The organism is Massiliimalia massiliensis (genome assembly GCF_900155615.1).
Taxonomy (GTDB): domain Bacteria; phylum Bacillota; class Clostridia; order Oscillospirales; family Ruminococcaceae; genus Massiliimalia; species Massiliimalia massiliensis.
Window position 1 is genome coordinate 313,370 of sequence record NZ_FUHT01000002.1, and the last position, 24,132, is coordinate 337,501.

Annotated in this window: 28 protein-coding genes and 1 tRNA gene; 10 read left to right on the forward strand and 19 right to left on the reverse strand. The window is 44.6% G+C overall.

Going from position 1 to position 24,132, the window contains the following annotated elements:
* Positions 1–26: 26 nt before the first annotated feature.
* From CZ360_RS01410 to CZ360_RS01430, 7 genes are all read right to left on the reverse strand, one after another.
* A complete protein-coding gene (locus CZ360_RS01410) occupies positions 27–944 on the reverse strand; it encodes a S1C family serine protease (protein WP_159438066.1) in 918 nt (305 codons plus the stop codon).
* A gap of 19 nt (positions 945–963) precedes the next feature.
* Positions 964–2,712 (reverse strand): FHA domain-containing protein, encoded by a 1,749-nt coding sequence (locus CZ360_RS01415; RefSeq protein ID WP_077532415.1) that lies wholly within the window; start codon positions 2,710–2,712, stop codon positions 964–966.
* Positions 2,713–2,727: 15 nt separating this feature from the next.
* Complete coding sequence (locus CZ360_RS01420) at positions 2,728–3,918, reverse strand: HesA/MoeB/ThiF family protein (RefSeq protein ID WP_077532893.1); 1,191 nt, start codon at positions 3,916–3,918, stop codon at positions 2,728–2,730.
* Between the two features lie 2 nt (positions 3,919–3,920).
* Positions 3,921–4,193 carry an EsaB/YukD family protein gene (locus CZ360_RS01425; RefSeq protein ID WP_077532416.1) on the reverse strand — a complete coding sequence of 91 codons (273 nt, stop codon included), beginning with the start codon at positions 4,191–4,193 and terminating at the stop codon, positions 3,921–3,923.
* Between the two features lie 26 nt (positions 4,194–4,219).
* The gene (locus tag CZ360_RS13945) at positions 4,220–4,393 is read right to left on the reverse strand and encodes a hypothetical protein (protein ID WP_159438067.1); all 174 of its coding nucleotides are present in this window, start codon (positions 4,391–4,393) and stop codon (positions 4,220–4,222) included.
* A 69-nt stretch (positions 4,394–4,462) separates the two neighbouring features.
* On the reverse strand, positions 4,463–4,612 hold the full coding sequence (locus tag CZ360_RS13950; protein WP_159438068.1) for a hypothetical protein: 150 nt from the start codon (positions 4,610–4,612) through the stop codon (positions 4,463–4,465).
* Between the two features lie 216 nt (positions 4,613–4,828).
* Positions 4,829–5,251: a hypothetical protein gene (locus tag CZ360_RS01430; RefSeq protein WP_077532417.1), complete on the reverse strand. Its 423-nt coding sequence runs from the start codon at positions 5,249–5,251 to the stop codon at positions 4,829–4,831.
* 101 nt (positions 5,252–5,352) lie between these two features.
* On the opposite strand from CZ360_RS01430, the gene CZ360_RS01435 reads away from it, so the two are divergent.
* Positions 5,353–6,477, forward strand: a complete 1,125-nt coding sequence (locus CZ360_RS01435; protein ID WP_159438069.1) for a serine/threonine protein kinase — start codon at positions 5,353–5,355, stop codon at positions 6,475–6,477.
* Positions 6,478–6,627: 150 nt separating this feature from the next.
* Entirely contained in the window at positions 6,628–7,140 is a 513-nt protein-coding gene (locus CZ360_RS01440; protein WP_077532419.1) for an OB-fold protein, read from the forward strand.
* Between the two features lie 218 nt (positions 7,141–7,358).
* Here CZ360_RS01440 and CZ360_RS01445 read toward each other — a convergent pair whose 3' ends face one another.
* The 5 genes from CZ360_RS01445 to CZ360_RS01470 form a co-directional block, all read right to left on the reverse strand.
* Positions 7,359–7,817 carry a helix-turn-helix transcriptional regulator gene (locus tag CZ360_RS01445; protein ID WP_077532420.1) on the reverse strand — a complete coding sequence of 153 codons (459 nt, stop codon included), beginning with the start codon at positions 7,815–7,817 and terminating at the stop codon, positions 7,359–7,361.
* Positions 7,818–8,165: 348 nt separating this feature from the next.
* Positions 8,166–9,155 (reverse strand): aldo/keto reductase, encoded by a 990-nt coding sequence (locus tag CZ360_RS01455; RefSeq protein ID WP_077532421.1) that lies wholly within the window; start codon positions 9,153–9,155, stop codon positions 8,166–8,168.
* Positions 9,156–9,442: 287 nt separating this feature from the next.
* Positions 9,443–9,658 (reverse strand): hypothetical protein, encoded by a 216-nt coding sequence (locus CZ360_RS01460; protein WP_077532422.1) that lies wholly within the window; start codon positions 9,656–9,658, stop codon positions 9,443–9,445.
* A 1-nt stretch (position 9,659) separates the two neighbouring features.
* On the reverse strand, positions 9,660–10,307 hold the full coding sequence (locus CZ360_RS01465; RefSeq protein WP_077532423.1) for a hypothetical protein: 648 nt from the start codon (positions 10,305–10,307) through the stop codon (positions 9,660–9,662).
* Positions 10,308–10,313: 6 nt separating this feature from the next.
* Positions 10,314–10,682 carry a hypothetical protein gene (locus CZ360_RS01470; RefSeq protein WP_077532424.1) on the reverse strand — a complete coding sequence of 123 codons (369 nt, stop codon included), beginning with the start codon at positions 10,680–10,682 and terminating at the stop codon, positions 10,314–10,316.
* A 125-nt stretch (positions 10,683–10,807) separates the two neighbouring features.
* Here CZ360_RS01470 and CZ360_RS01475 point away from each other — a divergent pair, with 125 nt between their 5' ends.
* Complete coding sequence (locus CZ360_RS01475; RefSeq protein WP_077532425.1) at positions 10,808–11,350, forward strand: TetR/AcrR family transcriptional regulator; 543 nt, start codon at positions 10,808–10,810, stop codon at positions 11,348–11,350.
* Positions 11,351–11,412: 62 nt separating this feature from the next.
* Here CZ360_RS01475 and CZ360_RS01480 read toward each other — a convergent pair whose 3' ends face one another.
* Together CZ360_RS01480 and CZ360_RS01485 are read right to left on the reverse strand one after the other, a co-directional pair.
* Complete coding sequence (locus CZ360_RS01480; RefSeq protein WP_077532426.1) at positions 11,413–12,303, reverse strand: LysR family transcriptional regulator; 891 nt, start codon at positions 12,301–12,303, stop codon at positions 11,413–11,415.
* Positions 12,296–12,478, reverse strand: coding sequence for a helix-turn-helix domain-containing protein (locus CZ360_RS01485; RefSeq protein WP_324612695.1), 183 nt, complete (start codon positions 12,476–12,478; stop codon positions 12,296–12,298). Before CZ360_RS01485 ends, CZ360_RS01480 begins: the two co-directional genes overlap by 8 nt.
* Positions 12,479–12,637: 159 nt before the next feature.
* On the opposite strand from CZ360_RS01485, the gene CZ360_RS01490 reads away from it, so the two are divergent.
* The 5 genes from CZ360_RS01490 (at position 12,638) to CZ360_RS14415 (ending at position 16,055) form a co-directional block, all read left to right on the forward strand.
* Positions 12,638–13,177 (forward strand): helix-turn-helix domain-containing protein, encoded by a 540-nt coding sequence (locus tag CZ360_RS01490; protein ID WP_077532428.1) that lies wholly within the window; start codon positions 12,638–12,640, stop codon positions 13,175–13,177.
* Between the two features lie 359 nt (positions 13,178–13,536).
* Positions 13,537–13,612: transfer RNA gene (locus tag CZ360_RS01495), tRNA-Pro, on the forward strand.
* A 75-nt stretch (positions 13,613–13,687) separates the two neighbouring features.
* Entirely contained in the window at positions 13,688–14,821 is a 1,134-nt protein-coding gene (locus CZ360_RS01500) for an Eco57I restriction-modification methylase domain-containing protein (protein WP_077532429.1), read from the forward strand.
* A 7-nt stretch (positions 14,822–14,828) separates the two neighbouring features.
* Positions 14,829–15,599 (forward strand): R.Pab1 family restriction endonuclease, encoded by a 771-nt coding sequence (locus tag CZ360_RS01505; RefSeq protein WP_077532430.1) that lies wholly within the window; start codon positions 14,829–14,831, stop codon positions 15,597–15,599.
* Between the two features lie 12 nt (positions 15,600–15,611).
* Complete coding sequence (locus CZ360_RS14415; protein ID WP_456085444.1) at positions 15,612–16,055, forward strand: hypothetical protein; 444 nt, start codon at positions 15,612–15,614, stop codon at positions 16,053–16,055.
* 607 nt (positions 16,056–16,662) lie between these two features.
* On the opposite strand, the gene CZ360_RS14215 is transcribed toward CZ360_RS14415, so the two are convergent.
* The 5 genes from CZ360_RS14215 to CZ360_RS01530 form a co-directional block, all read right to left on the reverse strand.
* Entirely contained in the window at positions 16,663–16,905 is a 243-nt protein-coding gene (locus CZ360_RS14215) for a hypothetical protein (protein ID WP_229407959.1), read from the reverse strand.
* A gap of 70 nt (positions 16,906–16,975) precedes the next feature.
* On the reverse strand, positions 16,976–17,599 hold the full coding sequence (locus tag CZ360_RS01515; RefSeq protein ID WP_077532431.1) for a response regulator transcription factor: 624 nt from the start codon (positions 17,597–17,599) through the stop codon (positions 16,976–16,978).
* Positions 17,596–18,627 carry a sensor histidine kinase gene (locus tag CZ360_RS01520; protein ID WP_077532432.1) on the reverse strand — a complete coding sequence of 344 codons (1,032 nt, stop codon included), beginning with the start codon at positions 18,625–18,627 and terminating at the stop codon, positions 17,596–17,598. The genes CZ360_RS01515 and CZ360_RS01520 overlap by 4 nt, the downstream gene beginning before the upstream one ends.
* The gene (locus CZ360_RS01525) at positions 18,624–20,264 is read right to left on the reverse strand and encodes a hypothetical protein (RefSeq protein ID WP_077532433.1); all 1,641 of its coding nucleotides are present in this window, start codon (positions 20,262–20,264) and stop codon (positions 18,624–18,626) included. The genes CZ360_RS01520 and CZ360_RS01525 overlap by 4 nt, the downstream gene beginning before the upstream one ends.
* A gap of 232 nt (positions 20,265–20,496) precedes the next feature.
* Positions 20,497–21,189, reverse strand: coding sequence for a lipoprotein (locus tag CZ360_RS01530; RefSeq protein ID WP_077532434.1), 693 nt, complete (start codon positions 21,187–21,189; stop codon positions 20,497–20,499).
* A 271-nt stretch (positions 21,190–21,460) separates the two neighbouring features.
* Between CZ360_RS01530 and CZ360_RS01535 the strand changes: the two genes are divergently transcribed.
* Together CZ360_RS01535 and CZ360_RS01540 are read left to right on the forward strand one after the other, a co-directional pair.
* Positions 21,461–23,788, forward strand: a complete 2,328-nt coding sequence (locus tag CZ360_RS01535; RefSeq protein ID WP_077532435.1) for a zinc ribbon domain-containing protein — start codon at positions 21,461–21,463, stop codon at positions 23,786–23,788.
* Positions 23,789–23,809: 21 nt separating this feature from the next.
* Complete coding sequence (locus CZ360_RS01540; protein WP_143530113.1) at positions 23,810–24,067, forward strand: hypothetical protein; 258 nt, start codon at positions 23,810–23,812, stop codon at positions 24,065–24,067.
* The last annotated feature ends 65 nt before the right edge of the window (positions 24,068–24,132 follow it).

A 24,132-nucleotide genomic window follows, 5' to 3' on the forward strand; every position in this document is an offset into this window, starting at 1 on the left:
TCCATCCGTCACAGATTCCCAATGTGTCAGCGCCATTTGGAATCATCCTGTATTTCAATTTCAAAGTCGGTTCTTTCAGCCGGATCATCCAGCCTTTTCTGTGTTCTGTTCTTTCGATAAACCAGAATGACCGCAGCTAACAGCAGGATACAAGCGCCTGCAAGAGAAACAGCTATTACAGCAACTCTGATACCGGAACCAGATTCATGGGTTGACTCATTTTCAGGAAACGGTTGACTGTCCGCATCAGAAATTTGACTCCCGGTTTCGGATATGACCGGCTCCGGAGCATTCGTTTCATTGGCTGCACTCTGAACAGAAGAACCATGAAGCCCGGTTTCTTCAAGGTAGTCAAGCACTGTTTCCATCGGAATCGCAAAGCCAATACCCTCTGTGTCGGACAGCTTCATGGAATTAACGCCGATTACCTCCCCTTTTGCATTGAGCAGCGGCCCGCCGCTGTTACCGGAATTGAGAGCAATATTAGCCTGAATAAACGAATAGCCTCCAATCATCCGATGCCCAGAGGAGATAATTCCCTTTGTCAGCGTATAGTCCAGGCTATTTGGCGCACCAATTGCATAGACATCGTCACCAATCTGCATCCCCTCGTCCGAAGCTACCGCGAGGCTGGGAAAAGAGCTTTCCTTCACCCCAAGCACCGCAATATCCATTTCTTCATTCATCGCCAGTAGAGAGGCCGCATAAGCCGCTCCGTCATAGCTATTCACAGTGACGTGTTCCCGGTCCTGAATCACATGAGCATTGGTAATAATACAACCATTGTCAATAGAAAACCCGCTTCCCATGCTCTGCCCGGAATAAATGACAAAAACCGAATGATAAAGTTCTTCTGCATCGAAAGAAAGGCCCTGCACAGAGACAGGAAAGACGAACAGCAGCACTGCCAGGGCCGCACTGAACCAAACAGCCAGTTTTCTCACGCCGGTCCCGCCTTTCTGCTTATTTTGTCTGAAAAACCAAAACGGAATTTCCAACGGCGATTGCATCGCCTCTTCTCAGAATATGTCTCATCACCCGCTGCCCGTTCACAACCGTTCCCATCGGTGTACCCTGGTCAACTAAGACGTATTTACTGCCCTCGAGCACAATATCACAGTGATGAGGCCCAACCAGTTTATCCTTGAACAGAACAATGGTATTCTTGCCATTATTACCGATGCTGGTAGTCCCGGCAAATACCAGATACTCTTTTCCCTCAAACTCTCCTCTTACCACCTTGAGCCAGGCAGCCTTTGCAAATTGTTCCAGCAGCCCAACGCCCAGTCCGATTAAAAGCCCCATTATAATCAGGGAAATTCCCCTTGCAATCGTACCGGTATCATTTGCCCCAAAGGAAACCAGCTCCACAATATACTCAAACAGAAATCCGCCTAAAAACGCGCCCGCCAATCCGCCGAGTGAGCAAAACAAGATTCTGCGTCCCGCCGGCTTGATTAGTCCTACGGCCAGTCCGATTCCCAGTCCCATAACTGCCCACCCAAGGCCACGAATCAAGGCGCTCTGAAACGCGCCGGCATCCTCAGGCAGGATGACGGAATACATCCATTGAGCAAGATATCCGCTGATAAATCCAATCACCAGCGAAATTCCGGCGCCGATCAGGCCATATATTACTGCTTTTTCCTTTGAACCGTAATAAACGCCTTCGCCAATTCCCAAAAACAATCCGACAAACAACGCAATCATCGCCGACCAGATTGCCGTAGAAACTCTAACTGCCTGGCCATACATCTGAACAGCCTCTTCATTTGATATTCTGATTTTGTCTTGGAGGTCATACAGCTCCAGGAAATCGGCTTCAGTAGCGTTCTCGTCTAAGCTATCATATTTTTCATAGAAATCCGCAAGCTCCGGCTCGCCCATCCACCGCAGCACGGTTGTCGTTCTGGAATTCAGTCCGGTCAGTTCTGAAATCCCAAATCCCAGAAAAGCACCGATCAGCGCCCAGATAATTCCTTTTACAAGTATCGTTTTAAAATTTATCCGGTTCCCTTTTACCATGCCGCCCTGAGCGGCAGACTGCATCCTCTGTGCCGTAGGAACATAAGAGATTCCGGCCAATTCTTCCGGTGTAATATCAAAGTCATTTTCATTACTTTGAGGCGGCCGCTCAACCGGATCCGTCGGCAAAACGCCGCCCGCCTCATTGGATATCGGCTGATCGCTAACCAATTGCCCATCTTCAGAAAAGAGATCGATCTCTACTTCTCTCACTGTAGCAGTATAATCAGCCTTATATAATTCCACATTGCCCACCGGAAATAAATGCTTATTCTTTATTGCCCAATCTGCCGCGTCAGCACAGAGGGGGCTGTAGGAATTCCAGGATTTATATTGGATCATATCGCCAATATTAATGATAATATCGCTCAGGGATTCTCCCGCACCCCAGATATCGCCAATGCAGATCTGTCCGTCACGGAAATTCGGATGCCAAATCGGGGTGTTGATTCTGCAGACAGGCTTGTATCTCGGGTATTCCGCATGAAGGATAATTTCTACCTCATGCCGGTTCAGCGCAACAATTCTCCCGTCCGGCAGCAGATAAATCCCATTGACGAAATAGGTAACCTGATATTTTTCATATGGTTCCTCTCCCACAGGAGTTACCGCAATATTCTGATGCCCTGCAAAGTCCTTTTTTACCTGCTCCCAATCTGATATCAGGCGTTTTTGTCTCGCTGTCATTTTCTGTTCTCCTTCCTAACATCCACGGAAAACCTCTTCCTTGTCGCCGTCAAATTCATAATAAATGGTTTCTTCAATCCCTACCCGTCCACCGACAACGTGCATAAGCGGAATTCCCACCTCAAATAATGTTTTCGACAGAAAATATTCTGTTCCATTCAGCGAATGGAACGAATCGAAGATCATGGGCGCTCCGCATTCCGGACAGGCCAGCAGGTCACTGGTCAATTTGTGAACCGGAAGAAAAAGGGCTTTTTCTCTGCCGCATGTACAGCGGGCTGAAGCGGCAATTTCCCGGTCAAGCTCTACAACAGCCCGGTCGCCCTGTTCGCTTTTTACCAGCCCGACTAGCTCTCCCAGCGTCATTGTTCGGACAGACCAAGGCATGCTCTTGATCACGTCATAGGTATCATGACTCATGCAGTCAGGTTTTCTCTGATATTCCACAACATAGGAATCATGGGTCAGTCCATTAAAAACAAAACCTTTTCCGGCTAATGTAGGCAGTCCGCGTTCTTTATGGAGCAGCTTTAGCATCTCCTGTACCTGGATTCCCGCAATGACCGAGGAGGATGTAGGCGTCGTCGGGGTTTTCCCTTCTGCCATCTGTTCCTGTGTGAGCAAGGCGCAGGATTTGCGTTTGTTAATCATCATCCAGTCTGCTTCGGTCATTGTGCATTCATAGCAAGCTCCCTCGCCCGGTACAAACACCCTCGCAAATCCGCTTAATGCTTCAATTGCCCCGTCAATCCAAGGACGGTTTACCTTATAACAGGACTGGTTAATTGCCAGACGTGCTTCCCGGTTGTCTAATCCGCCCAGCACCACGTCCATCTCAGCAAAAACTCCAAGGCCGACATCATCAATGATATTACTGACAAACGCCTTCGCTTTCACATCAGGATTCAATTCCATTGCCCGCTCAGCCGCAACTTCTGCTTTATACCGCCCAACATCCTGTGCACGATATAATACCGAACGGGTCAAATTGGTATGTTCAATCGTATCCATATCAAAAATAAAAATTCGTCCGATCCCTAATAGAGCAAGGTTTTTAATCAGCTCATTTCCTATGGCGCCGGCGCCGACTACCATGACGGCAGAATTTTTCAGCTTCTCCTGATCCCACCAGGGAATCAGCCGCAGCCGGCTGTACCGGTCTTCCTCAAAATCGGCAGAGGTAAGGCTAATTGTGCTGTCTTCCATCTTCAGCACCCCGCAGTAATCTCCGGCTGCAGCCGAAGCACATCGCCGTCCCGTACGCCGGCCTGTGCCAATGTCTGGGACTCCAGCAGCTGACGGCCGGTTACCTTATGGATAAATTTATAACTGATTGGATTGCCGTCCGGCCCGACAGAAGGCAGTTTGATTTTTTCCACCAGCTTTACCATAATGATTCCGCATTTAATATCATCCGGAAGCCCTACCTTTTGTTCTTTGTTTCCTGTCGCATCTACAATTACTACATTTACCTTTGCCATTATTTTGTCTCCTCCCGCCTGTATTCCTAATATATCTGATCTAATTCATCCAGATCATCAACCAGAGCCGAATCAGCATCATCCGATTCCTCTGTCCAGGTATTATCGTTTCCGCCGGGATCCATCACACAATCGTGCAGATCGATATAGGCGTCATAGGTATCCCCAACGGCTGCTTTTTCTCTACAGGTGTACCGCACCCGGCCCGACTGTAAAGTCCAATTTGCGCGCTGAAGACTCTGAAGCAGAACGTCTTGCGTTTCCCGGACTCATCCAAACGCAGAGCAACTCCCATTTTCATTCCGGCATTCCAGATGATGTGCAATCCCACGCGCAGGACAGGCCGCCGTCTCTTCGCCTGCCGGAATTTCTGTTCTGCCATAAGGGAAAAGCTTTCCAGACGCTTGTTTCTCTTCCATTAGCGCTTTCCCTCTCTGTTGTCAGAATATACCCAGATTCTATTTAAGTTTATACTTTCATACCGGCAAAGTCAATATAGAAAACCATGAAAATGTCGAATATTTTTGCATATATGATACAAATAAACCTTGGATATAATATTTTTGTTTGGGAAAAGCCACAAATTATTTTTCTTATCATGTCGCACTGGCCCGATTTCTTGAATATAATTTCTTCTACAAAATAGTTTCTTCTCCCAGTTCAAATAACAGGTCATCTACTTCCTGCACCTGCAGTCCCTTTTTTAGTCCAAAAAGGATCACACTGTCCCGTTTTTTTCTTGGATAAAGCTCGCTTGCCTTCCCTATACGCAAAACCCTCTGCGCATCCACAAGCCGAAGCGGGAAACCAAAGACCAGTGCAATCAGTTTGTCCCTAGACGGCATTTTCGTTCCCGCAAAAATCTGATACCCATAAATTTCATTCAATCCAGAACGCTTAATCACCTCATTTTTGCTGACCCGGTAATCCCGGAGCAGCTGATTCAGGTAAACGCAAAGGGGAATATCCAGCAGCTCGTCTTCATTTTGCGCCAAATAGGTCTCCAGGCTTTCCTCGCTGTTCAACATCCTCATGAGTTCACTCGTCCGTCGTTTCATTTTATGCTTCTCCTCTTTAATTTCAACGTGATCTTGCTTTTAAAAAGCATCCCATGCTATACTATCCTATACAGAAAATTATTTCAAGGGGGACATCGGCTTTGGATTGGAGAGAGCGCTATCAGGTGCTTGCAACTATTCAGGAAACCTTTAAAGGCGTTTTATTTCTTGCCTGTGACCAGCAAACCGGACAGAAAGTAGTCTGCCGTGTCCTCTACAATACCAGTGCTGAATATTACCAAGTACTCAAGCAGATCGTAAATCCGCATTTCCCGCGGATTTATCAGGTAATACGGGATCAAAAGGACATCGTCATAATAGAAGAATATATTCAGGGGGAAACGTTGGAGCACTGGCTGTCCAGGGGAAATCCCTTCAGCTTAGAAGATATTGTCTGTATTTTGTCACAGCTTTGTGAAGCCTTGGAGACGATTCATATCAGAGGAATTATACACCGCGACATCAAACCTTCCAATCTGATCTTATGCGGAAGAAAGGTTGTGCTAATCGACTTTGACGCTGCCAGAATACACCGCAGCAGTACCAGTAAGGATACCGTATACATGGGGACAGAGGGATATGCTGCCCCTGAACAATATGGATTTGCCCAAACAGACAGCCGTTCGGATATCTATTCTCTCGGAGTAGTACTGCGGGAGCTTTGCGGAAACGATCCCCGCCATCCATTAGCGCCGATTATCCAACGCTGTACTGCCTTTGATCCTGCCAACCGATATCGTTCAACTAGGGAGATCCTAAATGAATTGCAGCGTATGAACCTCCTCAGGCCCGCCGGAGCGGCTGGAAGGCCGGCTCCTGCCCGGAGGCAGTCCTACTCCAACCATCCTCAGCAGGCCGCCGGCATCTCCCCGCCGCCCACAGCATGGAAAACTGTCCTAAAAATTGTTTTGGGAGTTGTCTTTGGGATGCAGGCGATTGTTATACTCATTCCTCAGGCTCATGAGGTGACAGTCCTTGACTATATTTTGTCCAAACTGGTTTATCTCCAGTTCATTCTCTTTCCGGCTGTCCTCCTTTTAAATCTGTTTCATATATGGCAGAAACTTCCCTTGCTGCGCTCTTCTAAAAAGCCCTGTCAGGCGGTTGGGATTATCCTGTACTGCCTCTCCTTTCTTGTCGTGCTCATCCTGCTGAATTCCATTGCAAACGCCTTATATTCTCCAGAGGCACAGGAGATTCTCAAAATAGCAAACACTGCCCAATAATCAGAAAATATATCAAATTAAGCCGTCAGCATAATACAAAACCTCTCTCAGATGGTATGATAAGCATACATTCTGATAAAGTAGACATTTATTTTATTAGAATGAACTATCAATTAAAATAGGCTATTTTGAGAGGAAGGTTCAGGAGATATGGCAAACACAAATGGGAAAAAACCAATTTATAAAAAATGGTGGTTTTGGCTGGTTATCGTGATTATCATAGGCGGTATTATCGGCGCTGTTTCCGGTTCGCCGGATGACGGCTCGTCTAAGCCGGATACTTCCAATTCGTCCGTTTCCAGCAGCGCAGAAAGCAAAGATGAGGAAAGCAGCTCGGCCGCCGAAGCAGTGGCTGTGAAAGCAGTGGACCTGATCACAGCATATGAAGAAAACGAAGTGGCAGCAGACGAAAAGTATAAAGACCAAGTACTGAAAATTACCGGCACAGTAAAGAGCGTTGGTGTTGATGCGGCCGACCGTGCTTATGTAATGCTGGCCGACGAACGGAATGAATACGCAATACTTGGGGTGCAGTGTTATTTTGACGATGAAAACAAAGACTCTATTGCGGATCTGAAGGAAGGCGATGCGGTCACGATTACCGGAAACTGTAAGGGAAAGGTTGTCAACGTATCGGTTAAAAAATGCCAGCTAGAAGCATAAGGCAGAGAGAATGCAGAAATATCAACGCCTCCTTAGTAAGAGAGACGTTGGATGAAATGCTATTTTTATAATAGATAAGAGCAGCCGGTGAAACCTGTTATAATGGGTTTCACCGGCTGCTCTTTGGCGATAGTCTCTTATCTTGATACAAATGAACCCCATTTTGCTGTTTCAGGGGGATCGCTTTGGAAACAGGGAGGCAAAAATGAATCGCCACATCATCTCTGCTTTTTTCTGCCTTTCCAAACCTGAGCCAGAATATCTTTCAGAACCAGCATGGCATCCTGTTCATCATAGTTGTATTCTTTTTTGAGTTCATCCAGCATGATATTTAATCTGACCGCAAAATTCGGGATATTTACCTGACTCTGATATTGCAGCAAGATCGGATATTTCTTGCCCCAGGCACTTGTCCAGTCAATTTTGTCTGTAACTGAGTCCGGCGTGTGGTCGATCATCTCCTGAATTTCCTGAATATCAGGGTCGAATTGAATAAGCTCGTCCAATGAAGTGTGATAAAGTTTTGCCATTGTTTTGGATTGTCGGATGTCTGGCAGTGTTTCATTTGTTTCCCACTTGGAGACGGTCTGACGGCTGACGCCAAGTTTTTCAGCAACGGCTTCCTGAGAAAGCCCGCTTTTCTTTCTTGCATGAAATAAACAATTTCCTAAATTCATTTCATCTTCTCCTTCCATATTCGGTAGTTAAATTATACTTGCTTTAGACGGAGAAATCTACCAACCATATTTACCGCTTTCGCCCGTTTTCTTTCCATGTTTACAAAACACACTGTTTCCTTAATCCTTGAACGATTACTCTGGGCATCGAAACAGCAAAAAACGAATAGAAGAACAATATACAGCATACAACCGGAAATAGCCCTGTTGCCAATCCAGAAAACATCGGTATCTATACCGTTTTTATTTCATGCTTCGGACACCTCGCAGAATACTGTATAGGTGCACCCCTTTTTATGAGGACTTGTGTTTACAAGTAAAGTTTTCATGGCAAATCTCCTTCCTCACTTATTTTGCGCTATGACCGCCAAAAACCTCAAACCGCATGGTTTCCAGCCTGGAATCAATCATTGAAATTTCTTCCTGTGTCAAAACAATATTTCCCGCCTCGAAGTTCTCCCGCAGCCGTTCCGGCTTTCTGGAACCGGGAATGGGTACAATATAGGGTTTCTTACAAAGCATCCAAGCCAGAGAAAGCTGTCCCATAGTAGCCTGCTTTTCTTCTGCCATACCAGTGAGCAGTTCCAAAAGAGCTTTTGCCTTGTCGTATCCTTCCTGCGTGTACTGCGGCATACCAGCGCGGTAGTCCTGCTTCCCTTCAAATTTTGTATCCGGCGTATACTTTCCCGTCAGAAATCCATTCGCCATGGGAGAGAAAGCAACATAGGCAATATTCAATTCCTCGCAGACTGGGAAGATGGACTCATGCCACCGCGCCATCATGGAGTAGCGGTTTTCAATGGCTGTTACCGGACAGACCGCGTTGGCGCGGCGCAGATAGTCCCCTGTAGCTTCCGATATTCCCCAATAGCGGATTTTTCCTTCTTTCATGAGCTGGTTCATAGTTTCCGCAACCGTCTCCGGCTCTACGTTTGGGTCAATGCGATGCTGATAGTACAAGTCGATATAGTCGGTTTCCAGCCTCTTCAGACTGCTCTCTACACTTTGACGGATGGTCTGAGGACGGCTGTCCAGCCTCAGGGATAGGTCGTCGTTGTGATGTACGCCCATTTTGGTGGCGATGACTACTTTATCCCTCACATTGTGCAGCGCCTGACCAACCAGTTCTTCATTATAAGAAATGGAGCCGTCCGGGAAAAGTCCCGTATATGCTTCAGCAGTGTCAAAGAAATCATAGCCCATCTCATAGGCTTGCCGCAGTGTTTTGACGGCGGTTTTGTTATCCACGGGGTCTCCCGAAGCGTGGCTGAATCCCATACAGCCAAGACCTACCGGATTGACCTGCAAATTACTGTTGCCAAGTTTTCTTTTTTGCATAGTATATCTCCTTAAATTTCTTTACCCATCTTATAGGCTTCCTGCATCGCAGCTGTGTTCTTAATCGTGCCGGCCTTATAAATGCCTTTTTCGTAAATAACGCCCATCTCCTTTGAGCTGGGACAGCAGGCGGCAAAACAGGAAGCCAAAAAAATATCATAAAAAGAATGGTTGCTTTCTTAAATTGAATCATCTCCGCTTTTTCTTTACACTTACATTATAAAAAAATCGAGGCCTCGGCAGAAGTCTCGATTCGTTTATCAGTTTATACCCATAGGTTATAACACCTATTTTGTTTTATTGTTTTCCCGTTCCGCTTGTTCTTGCTTTAGCCGCACCTTTGCTTCCGTAACGGACTCTCCCTCGTGGGTTAAATACTGTGCCACAAATTTGTCCTCAATTTTTGTATATCCGCCTATCACGGCATCTTGTATTTTCTGAAAGCTTCCAGTTACACTTTCGGCGATTTTCTCATTTGCCTTTACCAGTTTTGATTTTGCCATTTTATTTCTCCTTCCCTAAAATCATATAAAGCCCCAAAGCTATGGTCAGCAGACATACCCCTGCTCCGGTCAGCGCATTCATTAGTTCCATATCCTGCTTACTCATCCCCTCAAAGGATACCAGCATAGAACGCTGCAAAGCTAAGAGCGAAGCAGCCGCATCGGCACAGCCAATATTTCGTATTGCAATCAACCATAAAGATTGCTGCTTTCTGGCCTGAATCGCATTCACAATTGCTATTATAATTTTGTAAAATGTATAAACTGCAATAGTAATCATCATAATTTCCGAATATACAACAGCTACATCATATCGGAAACTAAGCCATGACGAAACCGCCAGAATAACCGCCAGCAATATCAACATTCCTCCGAGAAATCGGAACAAAAACTGTTCCGAAAAAGAGGAGTTTTGTTTAGTGCTTTGGCGGTCGTACAGTACAGCAGAAAAACGAACAACGCTAAGGAGCATGTAGTACGCACAAAGTAACAAGAACCATAGAGAACCCGCCATGATGCCGATCACTCCGTGATACAGAGCATAGGCCAGATTCAATCCAAATCCTGCAGCTGCAGAAAGGATAACTCGGTTATGCTGATCTTTCAGTATCTGTTTTATAACCGCTTTTTCTTTCACCTTCCGTAACATAGCAGGTTATTTGATTCCCTTCGTCAAGGGAATCAGGCAGAGCAGAATAACGATACCGACAAGCCCGGCTATAATGCCCAGCACCATCTGTTCCCATACCATGCTAAAACACATACCAGTGCCAAGCGCCAGAGCACCGATAATTCCGACAGTTGCGGTCAGAATTGCTTTTCCGGAGAGATGGACAGGTTGTTTGCCTTCCATTCTGCGCCAAATAACCACAGTGATAATTCCGAGAATCACCCCTATGCAGCCGAAAATAATGCCCGGTTTGAAAGCGTTCCATTCCGGCAAAAGCGCCATACACATTCCGAGCGCAAACAACACACCGCTGACCGTTCCCAAAACCATTGCTACAAAACTACTTTTTTTCATAATCAGTACCTCCCATTTTATTAAAACAACACTTGTTTGCTTATTGTAATTATAGTATAATGAGAGCAGCACAAAAAAACAATCATCAATATCAAGCCAAGTGTTGGAATAATGGGGTTGTTGTTATGAATACAAAAAATAACAAGAGGAAAAGAGAATCCAGAGCCAAAATAGAGTCTGTCTTTGTGGAGCTTTTACAGACAAAAGAGTTGGATCAAGTTACAGTATCGGATATTTGCAGTTTGGCAGGGTTAAACCGTTCTACTTTTTACGCCAACTATATGAATATTTATGAATTAGCGGATATAGTGCGGGGGAGCTTAGAGCAAAGTGTCAGCGAGCTGTACCGCGACGAGGTGGAAAACAGCTTTAACAGCAACGATTATTTAAAATTGTTCCGGCATATCGCCGACAATCAACTGTTCTATAAGACATACTTTAAGCTTGGATACGATAATCAGTTTAAAATCGTAAAATATGATACAAAGCTGGCGGCGAATCATTTTGAAAACCGGTTCGTCCATTATCATATAGAGTTTTTTAGAAGCGGATTCAATGCTATCGTGAAGATGTGGCTGGCAGGAGGATGCATAGAAACGCCGGAAGAAATGAATGAAATCATCCAAAGCGAATACAAAGGCAGAACAGAATTCTTTCAAAAAGACTAAAAACAGCAAGACCTCTGCGGAGATCTTGCTGTTTTCATGTTCTATACAGGCCCGCATATTACTCACTCTGCAGCCTTCTCTACTGCATATAAAAATTTCTGTATAACAGGCGATGGATGTGAAGAATGGAGCAGCCCGAAGGGAATGGTATAATCCCAGTCTACGGGCAGGATTTTTAAAAGCGGATGCACATACCGCCAGTTATCAATGGCCATCAGCACGCAATTGTTGTTCTCACACTGATTGAACACTTCTACGTTATAAAAATCAAAGTTCACGATCTGTATCTGCGAATGGTTCTTCCACAGATCATCCCGCAGTAAATCCACATAATGACTCCATTCCCGGCGCATGAGCATCAGACGTTCGCCATAAAGATCCCGGATGGTCAGCCTATCCTTCCCGGCCAGCTTATGATGGATGGAAACAGCACAACGAATCGGCTCCCTCGAAATTTCCAGCCCCTGGCACTGTCGTAGATTCAGCATCGTTTCATCAAAGATCCCAGCCACCACATCGATGTTCTGGCCCAGGTTTGCCAGAATCTCTCTGGCGTTCTCTGGTGTATTTTCAAAAGGAACAAGCTGAAATTTGATATCAGGGCAATATTCCTGTACCTTGGGCCATAAATCCACCAAGATCTGGGCCGGCGTCATGGGAGAGGTGCCGATACGGATTACCTTCCCGCTCTCCTGCATGGCGTTTTTCGCCCGCGTAACGGAATCCTTGCAGTACTGGATGATATACTTGGCGTCCTGGTACAGGGACTGGCCCGCCTTAGTCAGAATCAGCCCCCGATGGGTACGCTCAAACAGGGTAAGCCCCAGGGAACCCTCCAGCAGATTGATCTGCTTAATGACTGCGGGCGGGGAGATAAACAGCTTTTCCGCCGCTTTATTAAAGCTTCCCGATTCCACGACGCAGAGAAAAGTTTCCAGTTGTGGGTTATACATTTGGGTCACCGTCCTTCTTTTTCTGACATCTTAAGTCAGAAGGTTTTTTCGCAGATTTGGGAATCATCCAGGAACGGCCGAAACGAAGCACCCCAGCAATACGGCCTTCCTCACAAAGTTTTTGAACCCATCGTTCTGAGCAATTCCACATTCCAGAGGCTTCACGGACAGACATAAATTTCACGATATTCTCTCCTCACAACAGTTCGTTTATCCGAATACTATTATAACTTTTCCATGACAGAAAGTCAAAAGAAAAGCGTACAATCCCATCTGAAATAGGACTGTACACTTATGCCTATAAGTATGGATCTAAATTTGTGATATAAAAGACTTGCCCTTTATCCATCCAGAGAAACAACAAATCCGAACCCGTCGCCAATCGGCACAAGGTTCGGATTTATTTGTTTTGGTGGGACTATCGGAAATCAACTCGAAGAATTACGATATAATTCTCGACAAAGTCAAATATACTCCGATGACTCCTGTTTCAGATAGTCCTATGCCTGAATATCCCGATAACGCTTATAATATCAAAACTGAGATAAAGCAGCAACAAAAACATTTATCGAATAATGAGGTCTTAGAAATAATATCTAAATATAAGGCTGGAAAATCTACATATGAGTTAGCCAAAGAATATGGCTGTCATCGCCGCACCATAAGCGATAACCTCAAAAAGCAGGGAATTAAAGTTACTAATCAGCTCATGGAACGCAAGGGCGTCGTAGAATTAGTCATACAAATGTACTCAGAATATATTAAACCAGCAGATATAGCCAAAGCTGTCGGGATTAATGTCGACTCAGTACGAAAAATCCTAAAAGAGAATAACGTGTATATTCGGAAAAGCTGGGAGTATCCGAGGAAATAAGATAGTTAAAGTCCTGTCATTCAGACTGTATTAGGACGTCACTCTGATAGCGGAATATGCATTTCTCACGGCTTTGCTTTGCGGTTACGCTTAAAACAAAAGCCGTGAGAAAATGAGAATTTGCACCAATTTTTATATTAGTCGGAGAGCGGTAATATTATAGTTTAATGTTAAACGTCTTATCTAGATCTCGTATTTTGAATTTTTACATTCAAAGTTTTCAAATAGTGCAAATTAGCAAAAACAAAAAATCAATCTGTTAAAATTGATAAAATTCCAAAACTTTAGTGTAGATTGCGTGGATACTAATAAGTCAAGCATTTTTTAAATTATCGAAAGGTGTTATAATATTCTATACCCGGGGTTTGGCGCAGTTGGTAGCGCGCGCGCTTTGGGAGCGCGAGGTCAGCAGTTCGAGCCTGCTAACCCCGACCAGGTAACCTGCTCATACGATTTATGTATGAGCGTTTTTATATTTCTGGATAAAACTTGAGGTATAATTAATAGAGAATGACTCAAGAAAGACCAGAACACCTAAACAGAAGCCAGATTATTATCCAAGGAAGTTTCTATACTCCAGAGAAATTCGTAGAACTTGCAGGTAGATGGATAAAAGAGTTTATACATGACTCCTCGTATATCTTTTTAGATTCATCTTGTGGCTATGGCGCATTTCTACAATTGCATGATTTGTTTAACGAAAATAGATTTATAGGAAATGATATTGACGAACATGCAGTCTCTATAGCTGCGACAGTATATCCTGACATTAGTTTTTTCTGCCAGAATGCACTTACTCAGGTCTCTAGAGATGCATTCGGTATATCTGACAATGATCCTCTAATTGTTGTTGGAAATCCCCCGTATAACGACACAACCTCCCAGAGTGGACAGAAGATAAAACGCGGTAATGATATTAAGATTGATAATGATATAAAATCACGCGATCTCGGTATTAGTTTTCTAAATTCTTATGATAAATTAAAAGCGGATTATGCCTGTATATTGCATCCGCTTTCATATCTGATCAAGAAGGCGAACTTTAAATCCGCAAGTAAATTCTTTAATAATTATCAAATTGAGAAAATTATAGTATTCCCGAGCAGCGAATTCGCTAATACCTCAAAAACCGTTAGTTTCCCGGTTGTAATGGCGCTATATCGTAGGCATGAGGGAAATGGTGTGACATTCGATAAAGTAAAAAATATAGTCTTCAACACAACCGATGGATGCTCCTTTTCAATAAATTGCTGGGACTATGTAGGCGACTATATTAGAAAATATCCAGGAAACATTCGCTACGATCAAGAGATATTGTTCTATACTCTAAGGGATGTAAATGCATTGAAGCGAAGTCGAACATTTATTACTGAGCGAATAGCGAATGCTATAGATGTCGATCCCAAACTGTTGGCCTACTACTGTTATATCGACTGTTTTAAGAAATATGCTAACGCTCCATATTATTTGGGCAATTTCGATATTCCGTTTATAAAAGAAAAGTTTTCTTCGATATCTGAATCTGTCACGAAAATTGCGAAACATAATCATCCAGAAGTATTTGGCAGTAATGACGCTCCAACTGATGCAGAAATAGAGAGTGTGATAAAATATATAAATAAAGTTACTAGTTTAAGTTTATAGGAGTATTATGGCCGAAACAGCAGCGGTGGTGTTTACCGGTTCGTCATTAAAGGTTAAATTGCCAATGACGCAACCAACCGGAAAAATTCGTATTAAAAGGCGTTCGTTTTTTTCTGAATATGGAATGCCCGTTGCATCACGTTCGGAGTGCCTGGATTTGAAATGCTATATTGAATGGCAGATTGGCTATGATTTATTAGCTACATCCGCTAATTCCAAAAACACTAGCTTGCCTCACCTCAAGTTTTCCAATTACAAGCAAGAAACGAAATTTGCATATGAATTATCGGAAATAATATATTATTCCCATAAACTGAAGCTTATTAGCGAAAAAGATATTAGCGATACATATAATAAGATAAAAAACGTTACCGACGATAACTTGATTGACGTTATCGATAAGATGCGTATTTTTAGGACATCGCCAATTGAGACAACAATCAATGATATGATGTTCTTTGAAATGAAGGTTTCCTACCCACTTATTGTTCATAAATTTGGCAAGTACGATATTTACGCCGAAGTAATGAATAGGGAGAAGCAGCGCGGTGTGGGCGTTCAGCCTATGCTTTATGTCTGCATTCCGATAACCAGCCTTAAATTTGAGCGAAACCCGATTAATCGAACTTTGGACGCTAAAGAATCAAGCGATTGGGTTATTGGCGAAGAAGAGGCTAGGCTATCTCTCGAGCTATTTAGGATGTTTGGGATGCTTAGCGTTAAACACAGACACGATGTGTTGGCTATCTTAGAGATGTTATTTACATATTTAAAATAATTGACCAATAAAATGAAAGTTCTATCCCTTAGATACGGAGAGAATTTTGCCCCTCCTTGCGGAACCATGTCTGCTCATAAATCCTTGATCTCTACTTATGGTTTTGTTTGGTATGGCAAATTTGGCTGCCCAATATCAAAAAAAGTAGTTACCCAAGTAATGAATGAAAAACCCGCGCGTGTATTATTCATAAAAAGCGGAACATCGGAAAGATACTGGGCAGAAATTGAGACAATCACTCGTCAATGCCCCGAGGAAAGATTTATTCCTGAATATTATAGGAATATGGCTAGTAAAATAAAGTGCTGGATAAAAATAAAGCGAATCTATGATGCGCCTAGGGATGTAATGTCGGAATGTATCGTAGCATCGTCTGGCACACCGCTAACGGTTGCTTCGAGAGTCTCAATGAATCCATGTCTTTTAGTCGAGTATATTGAAACTGCGAAGTTGTAGAGGAATACACTTGTATAAATCCAAATAGCCTAGCCTAAAGATAGCCCCAGGTTTGTTTGGATTACTGATGGTCTTGGTTGGAAAAAACGCTAAACGCAATCTACACGAAACATTTAACTCAATGGAGCACCTGTATAATATTACTGATCTAGAAAAACGACACTTTAATGAATATATTTTCATAAAAATAAGCTCGCTTTGCTGCGAGCCTATTTTTATGGCATCTTCTTCAGTTTTCTAATTAGCTTATGACGCCTCCACATTGCCTCAATCCACCAACCTATTTTCTCGAGCATATCGAGTCTCCTGATTAATTGTAGAAACAAGATAACCTATATAAGAAAACATTAAAAGCATGAGTTCGATGTTTTTATACTTTTAGACCGGCACTCATAAAAATCGATCCGCAACAGAATTGAGCCGAGAAGTTTCACGCGAGTAAAAGGCACCGGTCTAAAATCATCTTGCATTTATTCCATTCACGAAAGCCAAATAGCAGGCGAAGTCTCCGATGGCTTTGCGGTTATACGGATCATCTTCTTCATAGCCGAGTTCGTCGCGCCATACGGCGGCTTTGCCGTTCTTTTTCAAATAACGCGCCAGCATGTTAAAATGTATGATCACGGAATTGTGACAGGAAGTCCTGCTCGTTTTTCTCTTCACGGCTAAGTAGCAGCCAATTTGCCCGAATCGTAGCATAGCGAGCTGCAACCTTCATTAACTCGTTATATAGCTCCAACGCTTCCACGTCAGCGCCAATCTCGGCGAGCATTTCCGTATGGATCGTTTGCATTTTTTCAAATGTAATCGCTTTTGACTGCTTTAAATATTCTTCATAAGTACAAACCATAATAACCCCACCTTCTTTTTTAGAAGTATAGCTTACGGCATATTTGGCAGGAAGTCCAGCGGATTCTTAATTAATACTTCGGCAGAATCAACCGCTTTTCTACCACCTCGGCCACTAATTGCAAGGTGTTCTGGTAGCCCGTTTTCTGCAAAATATTTTTGATGTGGTACTTGACGGTATTTGGCGTAATATCCAAATCCGCTGCGATCTCCTCGTATTTTCTCCCTTGCGCCAGCTCCCGGATGATATCAAATTCCCGACCGGTAAACTCGGTACTGTTGCTGTACCCAATGCGAATCAACGGTGTGTCATCGGGATAAACATATTCGCCGTTCATCACCCGGTCGCAGACCTCTGTCAGAGCAGTGCTGCCATATTCCTTGTACCAAAAGCCGTTACAGCCACAGGCTTTTGCTTTTTGAATAAAGGAATGCTCCGGCATGGAAGTCATGATGATGATTTTGATTTTTGGGTTGTACTGCTTGATTTTTGCCGCAGCCTTCAAGCCGGATTCTTCCTCGGCAGTACAAACATCCATCAGAATCAAATCGACACACCTGCGCAGACAGGCTATTTCTGCATTTGCCGCGTTTTCTATGGAGGCGTACAGGACATATTTTTCTGATTTGGCGATCTGGCTCTCAATGGCGTCCCGGGTAATCCGAGAATCTTCTACTACTAAAACCTGTATCATTTCCGTCCTCCTTTCCGGGCTTCGTCTAAATCAAATGGAATATTCACAATGAGAGAAACGCTGTTGTTACAGAGTACCTTCAAGGAAGCTCCTTCTTGCTCCAGCCGCTGACGCAATGCACTGAGGCCGTTACCCTCCGTAATCTTCGAAACAGTAACATCGCCATTGTCGGATATCTCTATGTGATAACCCTGCTTGTTTTGCTCAACCGTTACCGTCAGTTCCGTAGCATCCGCATGGCGTACCGCATTGGTGAGCGCCTCGCGGACGGCGGCATACAAAAGCTGTAATGCCTTACGGTTTTTTGGCTGTTCGCCAAGGAATACAACCTTACAGCCAATCAGCTCTGCCACCTGCATCAGTTCAGACTGCAGAGAGGAGTCAGGAACCGTCCACACAGTAGGAATATTGGAAAAATCACGAATGGTGCTGTTCCAATTTTCCCGCAGCGTGTCGGTGTTCTCGGACAGACTGTTTTCCGTGATTGCTTTGGTGGTGGCCAGCAAACAATGCCCCAGCTCATCATGGATATGCATTTTCGCAGCGAGAATCTCTTTATTCAAATTGACTTCTACGATGCTGTCCAGCAAGGTTTTCTGCCGCTTTTGCATCTCTTGCAGCCGGATGGTGTTCTCGTACAGTTCTTCGCTGAGCCGGTAGAGTTCTGTAATTTCCGCCGCTTCAATCTGAACGGTATTGGAATCAAGAAATCTCAGTTCAAAACGCCAGACCGAGCTGTCGGAGAAGCGGAAGAACAACTGTTGGTGGGTGCTTTCATTACCATTGTCCGTATCTTTCGGCAGCCAGGATTGGGTTAGCTTTTCCGCCTTACCGTTATTAGCAAAGTTTGCGAGTTCCTCCCATGCCGCCTTTGCGTTCAGAATCGTGTGTCCGGTCAGTTCCAGTACCAGTCTGTTCATCTTTTCATTGACGAGAATGACCCGCCCATCCAATGCGGAGAAGCAGATCCCGCCGGGGTAAGAGTCGATGGCTTTTTTAATCATTTTAGCTGATGTATTCTTTTTCATGACTGCACCACCTCTCCTTCTTTCAAAAGCATAAGCCGGTAACCTGCCGGAACCTTTTCTGCCTGAAGACGATATCCTCCCTCTAAAAAGCGAGGAATAAACTCGTGATCTGTACCGGTAATCTCAAAGCAAACCGTGTCGCTGATTCGGATTGCCATAGAGGTTAGGCGGAAATCCGCATCTTCCAGAATCGTTTCCAAGGTTTTCATAATGAGAAGAATCAGCTCTGGTGCTAAATTCGATGTGGGGCAAAAATCCAAGCTTGTCCTGATTTCAAGATTCTTCATACATTTCGCCATATCCTGCAAGCTGATGGCCAAATCACCCATCGGAATCGTCTGCTGCTCCTGATAAGTAAGCCGTAAATTGCAGAACCGCTTGATATACGTGCCGATGAGGCAAATGCGGTTCCAGTCGTCCGTCGAAAGAGATTCCTTAGATAAAATCGCTGTCAGCAGAAAAAGCTGCCCGGCCACGTCCGATGATAAGCTGTCGTAAATATCATTGCGCACCTGAATACTTGTTTCATCCGATTGAATGCGAATTTCCTGCGCCAGTAGATCCTGTTTTTCTTCCAATTCTGCATTCAGTCTCTGGATCTCTCGTAAAGCCTGATGGATCTGCGAGAGATCGGTTTGCCAGACCATATATCCGCCCGGGATTTGGTGCAGGTGCATGATAACATCTTCCATAACAGAAAAATGCTGATTCTGCTTCAGGGATTCCAGTATAACCGGCGTGAGATCCGCCGCGTTTTCCGATACTGCAATCCGCTCACCGGTCGGTGAAAGAATTTGCATCGCCACCGTAGACCGTCGGAACACTTCCTCGTACTGCGTGTTTACCGGGATCAGTCCGGTCAGAATATAAAGCTCCCAGCAAAGCACAAGAATAAAAATCAGCCCTGCTGAATATTCCACAAGCTCAAACCGAACCACGTAGGCCGTCGCAGCATACGGGATACTGAACAGAAAGAGTAAAATCGGCTCATAAAAGGGAATCATCTTTCGATAAAGCGGATCGGACTTTGTTGTACCATTTCGCTGATAGATCACATATACCTGATGCCCAATCATCCACAATCCCCAAAGATAGATGAGATAGGTACCGATGTATGGGTGAAAATACAAATTCGGCTGGGGTTCCTCCGGCACAATATAATATAGAAAATGATGTAAATCGTTAGTCAGTGCCATCACACTCAAAAAACAAGCCGGTATCAGAAGCAGATACCATTTTTTATCAATTCGGTAATCCTCAGCCTTGCCGAGATAGAATGCACCGTAAAGCCCGAATAGTGGTATGAAGACAGCCGCTATATTGATAAAGTATCCGGTAAAGCGCATCCATGGAATATCGGTGTAGAGGAAGGCGTCCTGGACGAAGCGAACCGTTAAATACAGGATACTGACGATATTCTGCGCCGTCAGGTGGCTGCGCATGGACTTCTGCATGATTTTTGTTGTAATGGTATGCTGCCAGCCAAAGAGGAGCAGCATATAGACCGCCCAGACAAGATATGGCTGTAGAAAATCCTCCGGCCAATACCGCATGCTGAGCTGCCGGTATGCGGAGACTGCAAACAACAGCGTTGCTGCCGCAAAAAGACGGACAACGGATTTTTTGCGCTCGCCCATCGAATCCCCCCTTACAAAAGATGGTTCCAGCCGATGGATACAGTTAGAACAGGATAAGGATATTATAGCACAATAAGCCAAATTCGCCCCACACAAAAGGGTAGGGATAACGATTTTTCTGAAGACAGGCCTTCCTTTCGAACTATTTATAAACGAGCATCGTCAACGTAACTATGCTATCTAATGAAAATACCGCGTGGGTTGCACGCGGTATTTTTATCAGGAATACGTGTTAAGGTCCCATCATTCCTTTAAGATATAACCTTTCGTTATTGTAACGATAGTAATCTACCAAGTAGGCATACATGACGATTTGTTCAAATGAAACATATGTCTCACTCTCGCCAATCAAGTATGGAGCATCGGATACGGAAAGTGCACTGATGGTGGTTGCCGAAAATTTAATCACATCCATATTCTCATCGATGCAATGAGCCTCCACCTGATATAGTCTACGTTCACCAGTAGCAAGATCGTAGCTCTTATCAGTACGAGAACCAGTAATCGATGCGCATGTGCCATCATTCCTAGTGTACATTGCTGCTCCAAAGCCTGCCGGCAAGCGCTCCCAGCCAAGATCCTCGGCCATTCTGGTAAGTTCCACGCGATCGTATGGCGTATCGTCCGTGATGTAATCCCAAACATTTACGCAGGTCCTTATCTCGGTTTGCACGCCGTCTAATGTAATAACATAGACGTAGTTACCATCAGCATCTTGCGTTGGCGTGTCGCCCACAGGCGAATCCACATCGGTTACATCGTCATTATCTGACTCTACAACTCCATCACCGTTCTCCACGGTCTCATTCTGACCTTCAGAACCAGTTGCTCCCGTGTTCTGCTCGCCTTTCTGCCCGCAGCCCGTAAGAGCCAGGGCGATAACCATGAGTATTGCCAAAATCCCTAACAAACTTTTCTTCTTCATATGGTTGTCTCCTCCTGTACATAATCTGATAAATATCCGCATTTCAGAATTTACGCCATATCGGCAATACGTGACGCTTGTCCTTGTTCAATATTATATTTGCAGAACAGGACTTTGTCCCCACACAAAAGGGTAGTGTACGGAATGTTTTCAAATTATTTTCTGAAAACTACCTGATTGTGTGGGGTGCTTTTTTACTGCTTCAGGTAAAATGAGATAGAAAATAAGTTGGAGCTGCTTTTGTCTCCGGCAAGCGAGAGGAGTAGAGATTATGTTCTGTTCAAAGTGCGGAAATCCTTTGTCGGATGACGCGAGATTTTGCAGTGTGTGTGGTGCACCTGTAAAGATATCACAAGAAGCTTCGCCGGTGCCGCAGCAACCGGCAGGTATATCGGATGAAACGGAAAACATCCAAACGCCGAAACCGGAGCCACTGATGCAGGAGCCTAATTTTAATGGGCAAATGGGCTATGGTGCGGCGACTCCGGTTCAAAAGAAATCTAAAAAGGGGCTTATCATCGGCCTTTCTCTCGGCGGCGTGCTGCTTGCGGTCATTCTTGCCGTGGCGCTGATTTTTGTGTTCTGCATTAAAGGCGGCTCCAAAGGCGACGGCAGTTCTATCCCTCTGGGATACTCCACGGTTGTTTATGATGACCAGTACACATATTTTCTAAGCGAGACCGAAACCTGGGAGCCCTGCATTAAGCGAGTTAGCAATGATCTGCGTGGGAAGCCGGAGATTCTATACGAAGCAGAAGAAATTAAAGGCGATGGGTGGAGTCAGTATCCCATGGGCTGTATTTTCCTCTGGAACGAAAAAATCTGCTTTATCGAAATCACAAAAGCCACAGAACAGGGCGATGAAGAATACGAAATTCACTGGCTCAGCAAAGACGGCAAGGAAAACGGCACCCTTGTAAGCTATGAGCAACTCAATACATATGGCGATTTGCTGTCTCAAATGGAAGGCTGTTACTTCTTTGAAGACTATCTCATCTTCGGGAACAGGCAATTCTTCTACCGGTTGGATCTGAATACCGGTGAGCTGTGCGAACAGGAGGATTTTCTTGACCTTGAGGGGTCTGCCTGCTTTGTAGCGTATAACGACGGATACTATTATTACCTTGTTCCCGATATCGAGAATAATCTCATGGGCGAAACTCTGTATCGAAAAGCGGTAGATTCTGAGGAAGAGGAAATCGGTAGAGTGCCATCCCAGGACGATGATGACGTGGAGAAGTATTTCTCCTTTATTTCCAAAGAGGATTATCTATATTATGCGGATTTAGACAATATTTACCGGTTAAACATCGAGGACGGAAACACGGAAACCCTTGCGTCCTATGATGATGACGTATATAACAGATTTTGCCTTTCCGAGAACGGGCTCTACTATTATAAGGATATGACCCTCCACTTCCTCAATACAGAGACTCTGGAGGAAACGATTTTTGACAAGGTTGAAGGGATCCCTAACTTTATTCATGCCGGTGCCAATGATGCGTGCTGGATGCAGAGTGATTCAACCAGTCAACGGTATAACTGTTTCCTTCAGGATGAGCAAGGCGGCTCCTATACATATTTCGGGGAAGAATCGAACGCAGCGGTAGAATCCGGTCAGGACGCCTCAACGGAGGAGCAGGAGACAGTCAATACCACCGAGCTATATGCGAGTATCGTAGAGAGTGCCCTGGAAAGGTATGGCAGCCTCTCCTTTGGCGGCTCCGAATATGAATGTTACGCAAAAGGCGTAATCAAATTAGACCTGAAGGACTTTAATCAGGATGGCACCGACGAATTGGTGATGCTCTATACCCCGGAAGGAGAAGGCGTCTTCCCGGTTATTGATGTATGGACGGTGCAGAATGGCGAGGCCATACAGCTTTTCTCCGGAAGATCCAAAAATGAGTCTCAAGAGTCAGAAATAACCTTTAGCTTATACGAAAATGCCGGTTGCTTTTACATACCGGTATATGATTCTCTGGACCATAACCCCGTGTATGTTCATTTATATGGCTTCGATGAGAACGGGAACTTTGGAGAAGTCTATCAATATGAAAACAACGCTTTTTATATGAACCAGCTCCCGGATGGGAAGAAATTTGCAGGATGTAACACGTTCAGTTTCTACTTCAATGCGCAGTTCAGCGGCGTCGATGCATATGAGAGCCAGAAAAGAACTATGGAAGAATCGCTCCAGGGGGATATGGAGTATATGCTGAATGAGCTGGGGATCGCCATGCCTGAGAATTCCTCGGGAAATACGTTTTCCGCCTACGACTATGAAGGCAACTGGACTTGGCAGCAGGAAGACAGCGACATGACTGCTTCGCTGCAATTAAAAGCCACCGATGAATCTACGCTTTCCGGCGAGCTTAGCTTTTATCGTTTTTTCAGCGATCAGTTGACCATTACAATGTCGCCCGATCATACAGGAACGGTCACCTCTGATTACGGCGGTTTTCAGGGAACGGCACGCTTCGAAGCAGGGAATTTGTATTTCAGCTTTGAAGATCGGATTTTTTATTATGATCGTGAAATCTCGGAGGCGTTTGGGACAACGGAGTTTTGTTTTGTACCTGCAAATTCATCAACGTAGGCCGGAAACTCTGAATTTGACGTGACGTCAATGCTGGACGAATGGACGCTGGAAATATCCCAGCCAGACGCCGAATATGTCCCCCATTATCTTATCCGATTGAATGCAGACGGCACGATGAATTTTAGAGCCGAGGACGGAAGCTGGCTTGATTATACCTATACGATAGATGCAACACATTTTTCGTTCACCTACACAGGGACTGGCCTCTCGTCCAGTGGCACTTATGTGATCGATGGAGATAAGTTAATCTTTTCCGAGGAGAACGATGTAAATTGAGTATCAAGCCAGTGAGGAGCCAGCTGCGAACAATCCAAGTGTCTCGTAAAAGGTCTGAAAGCGAG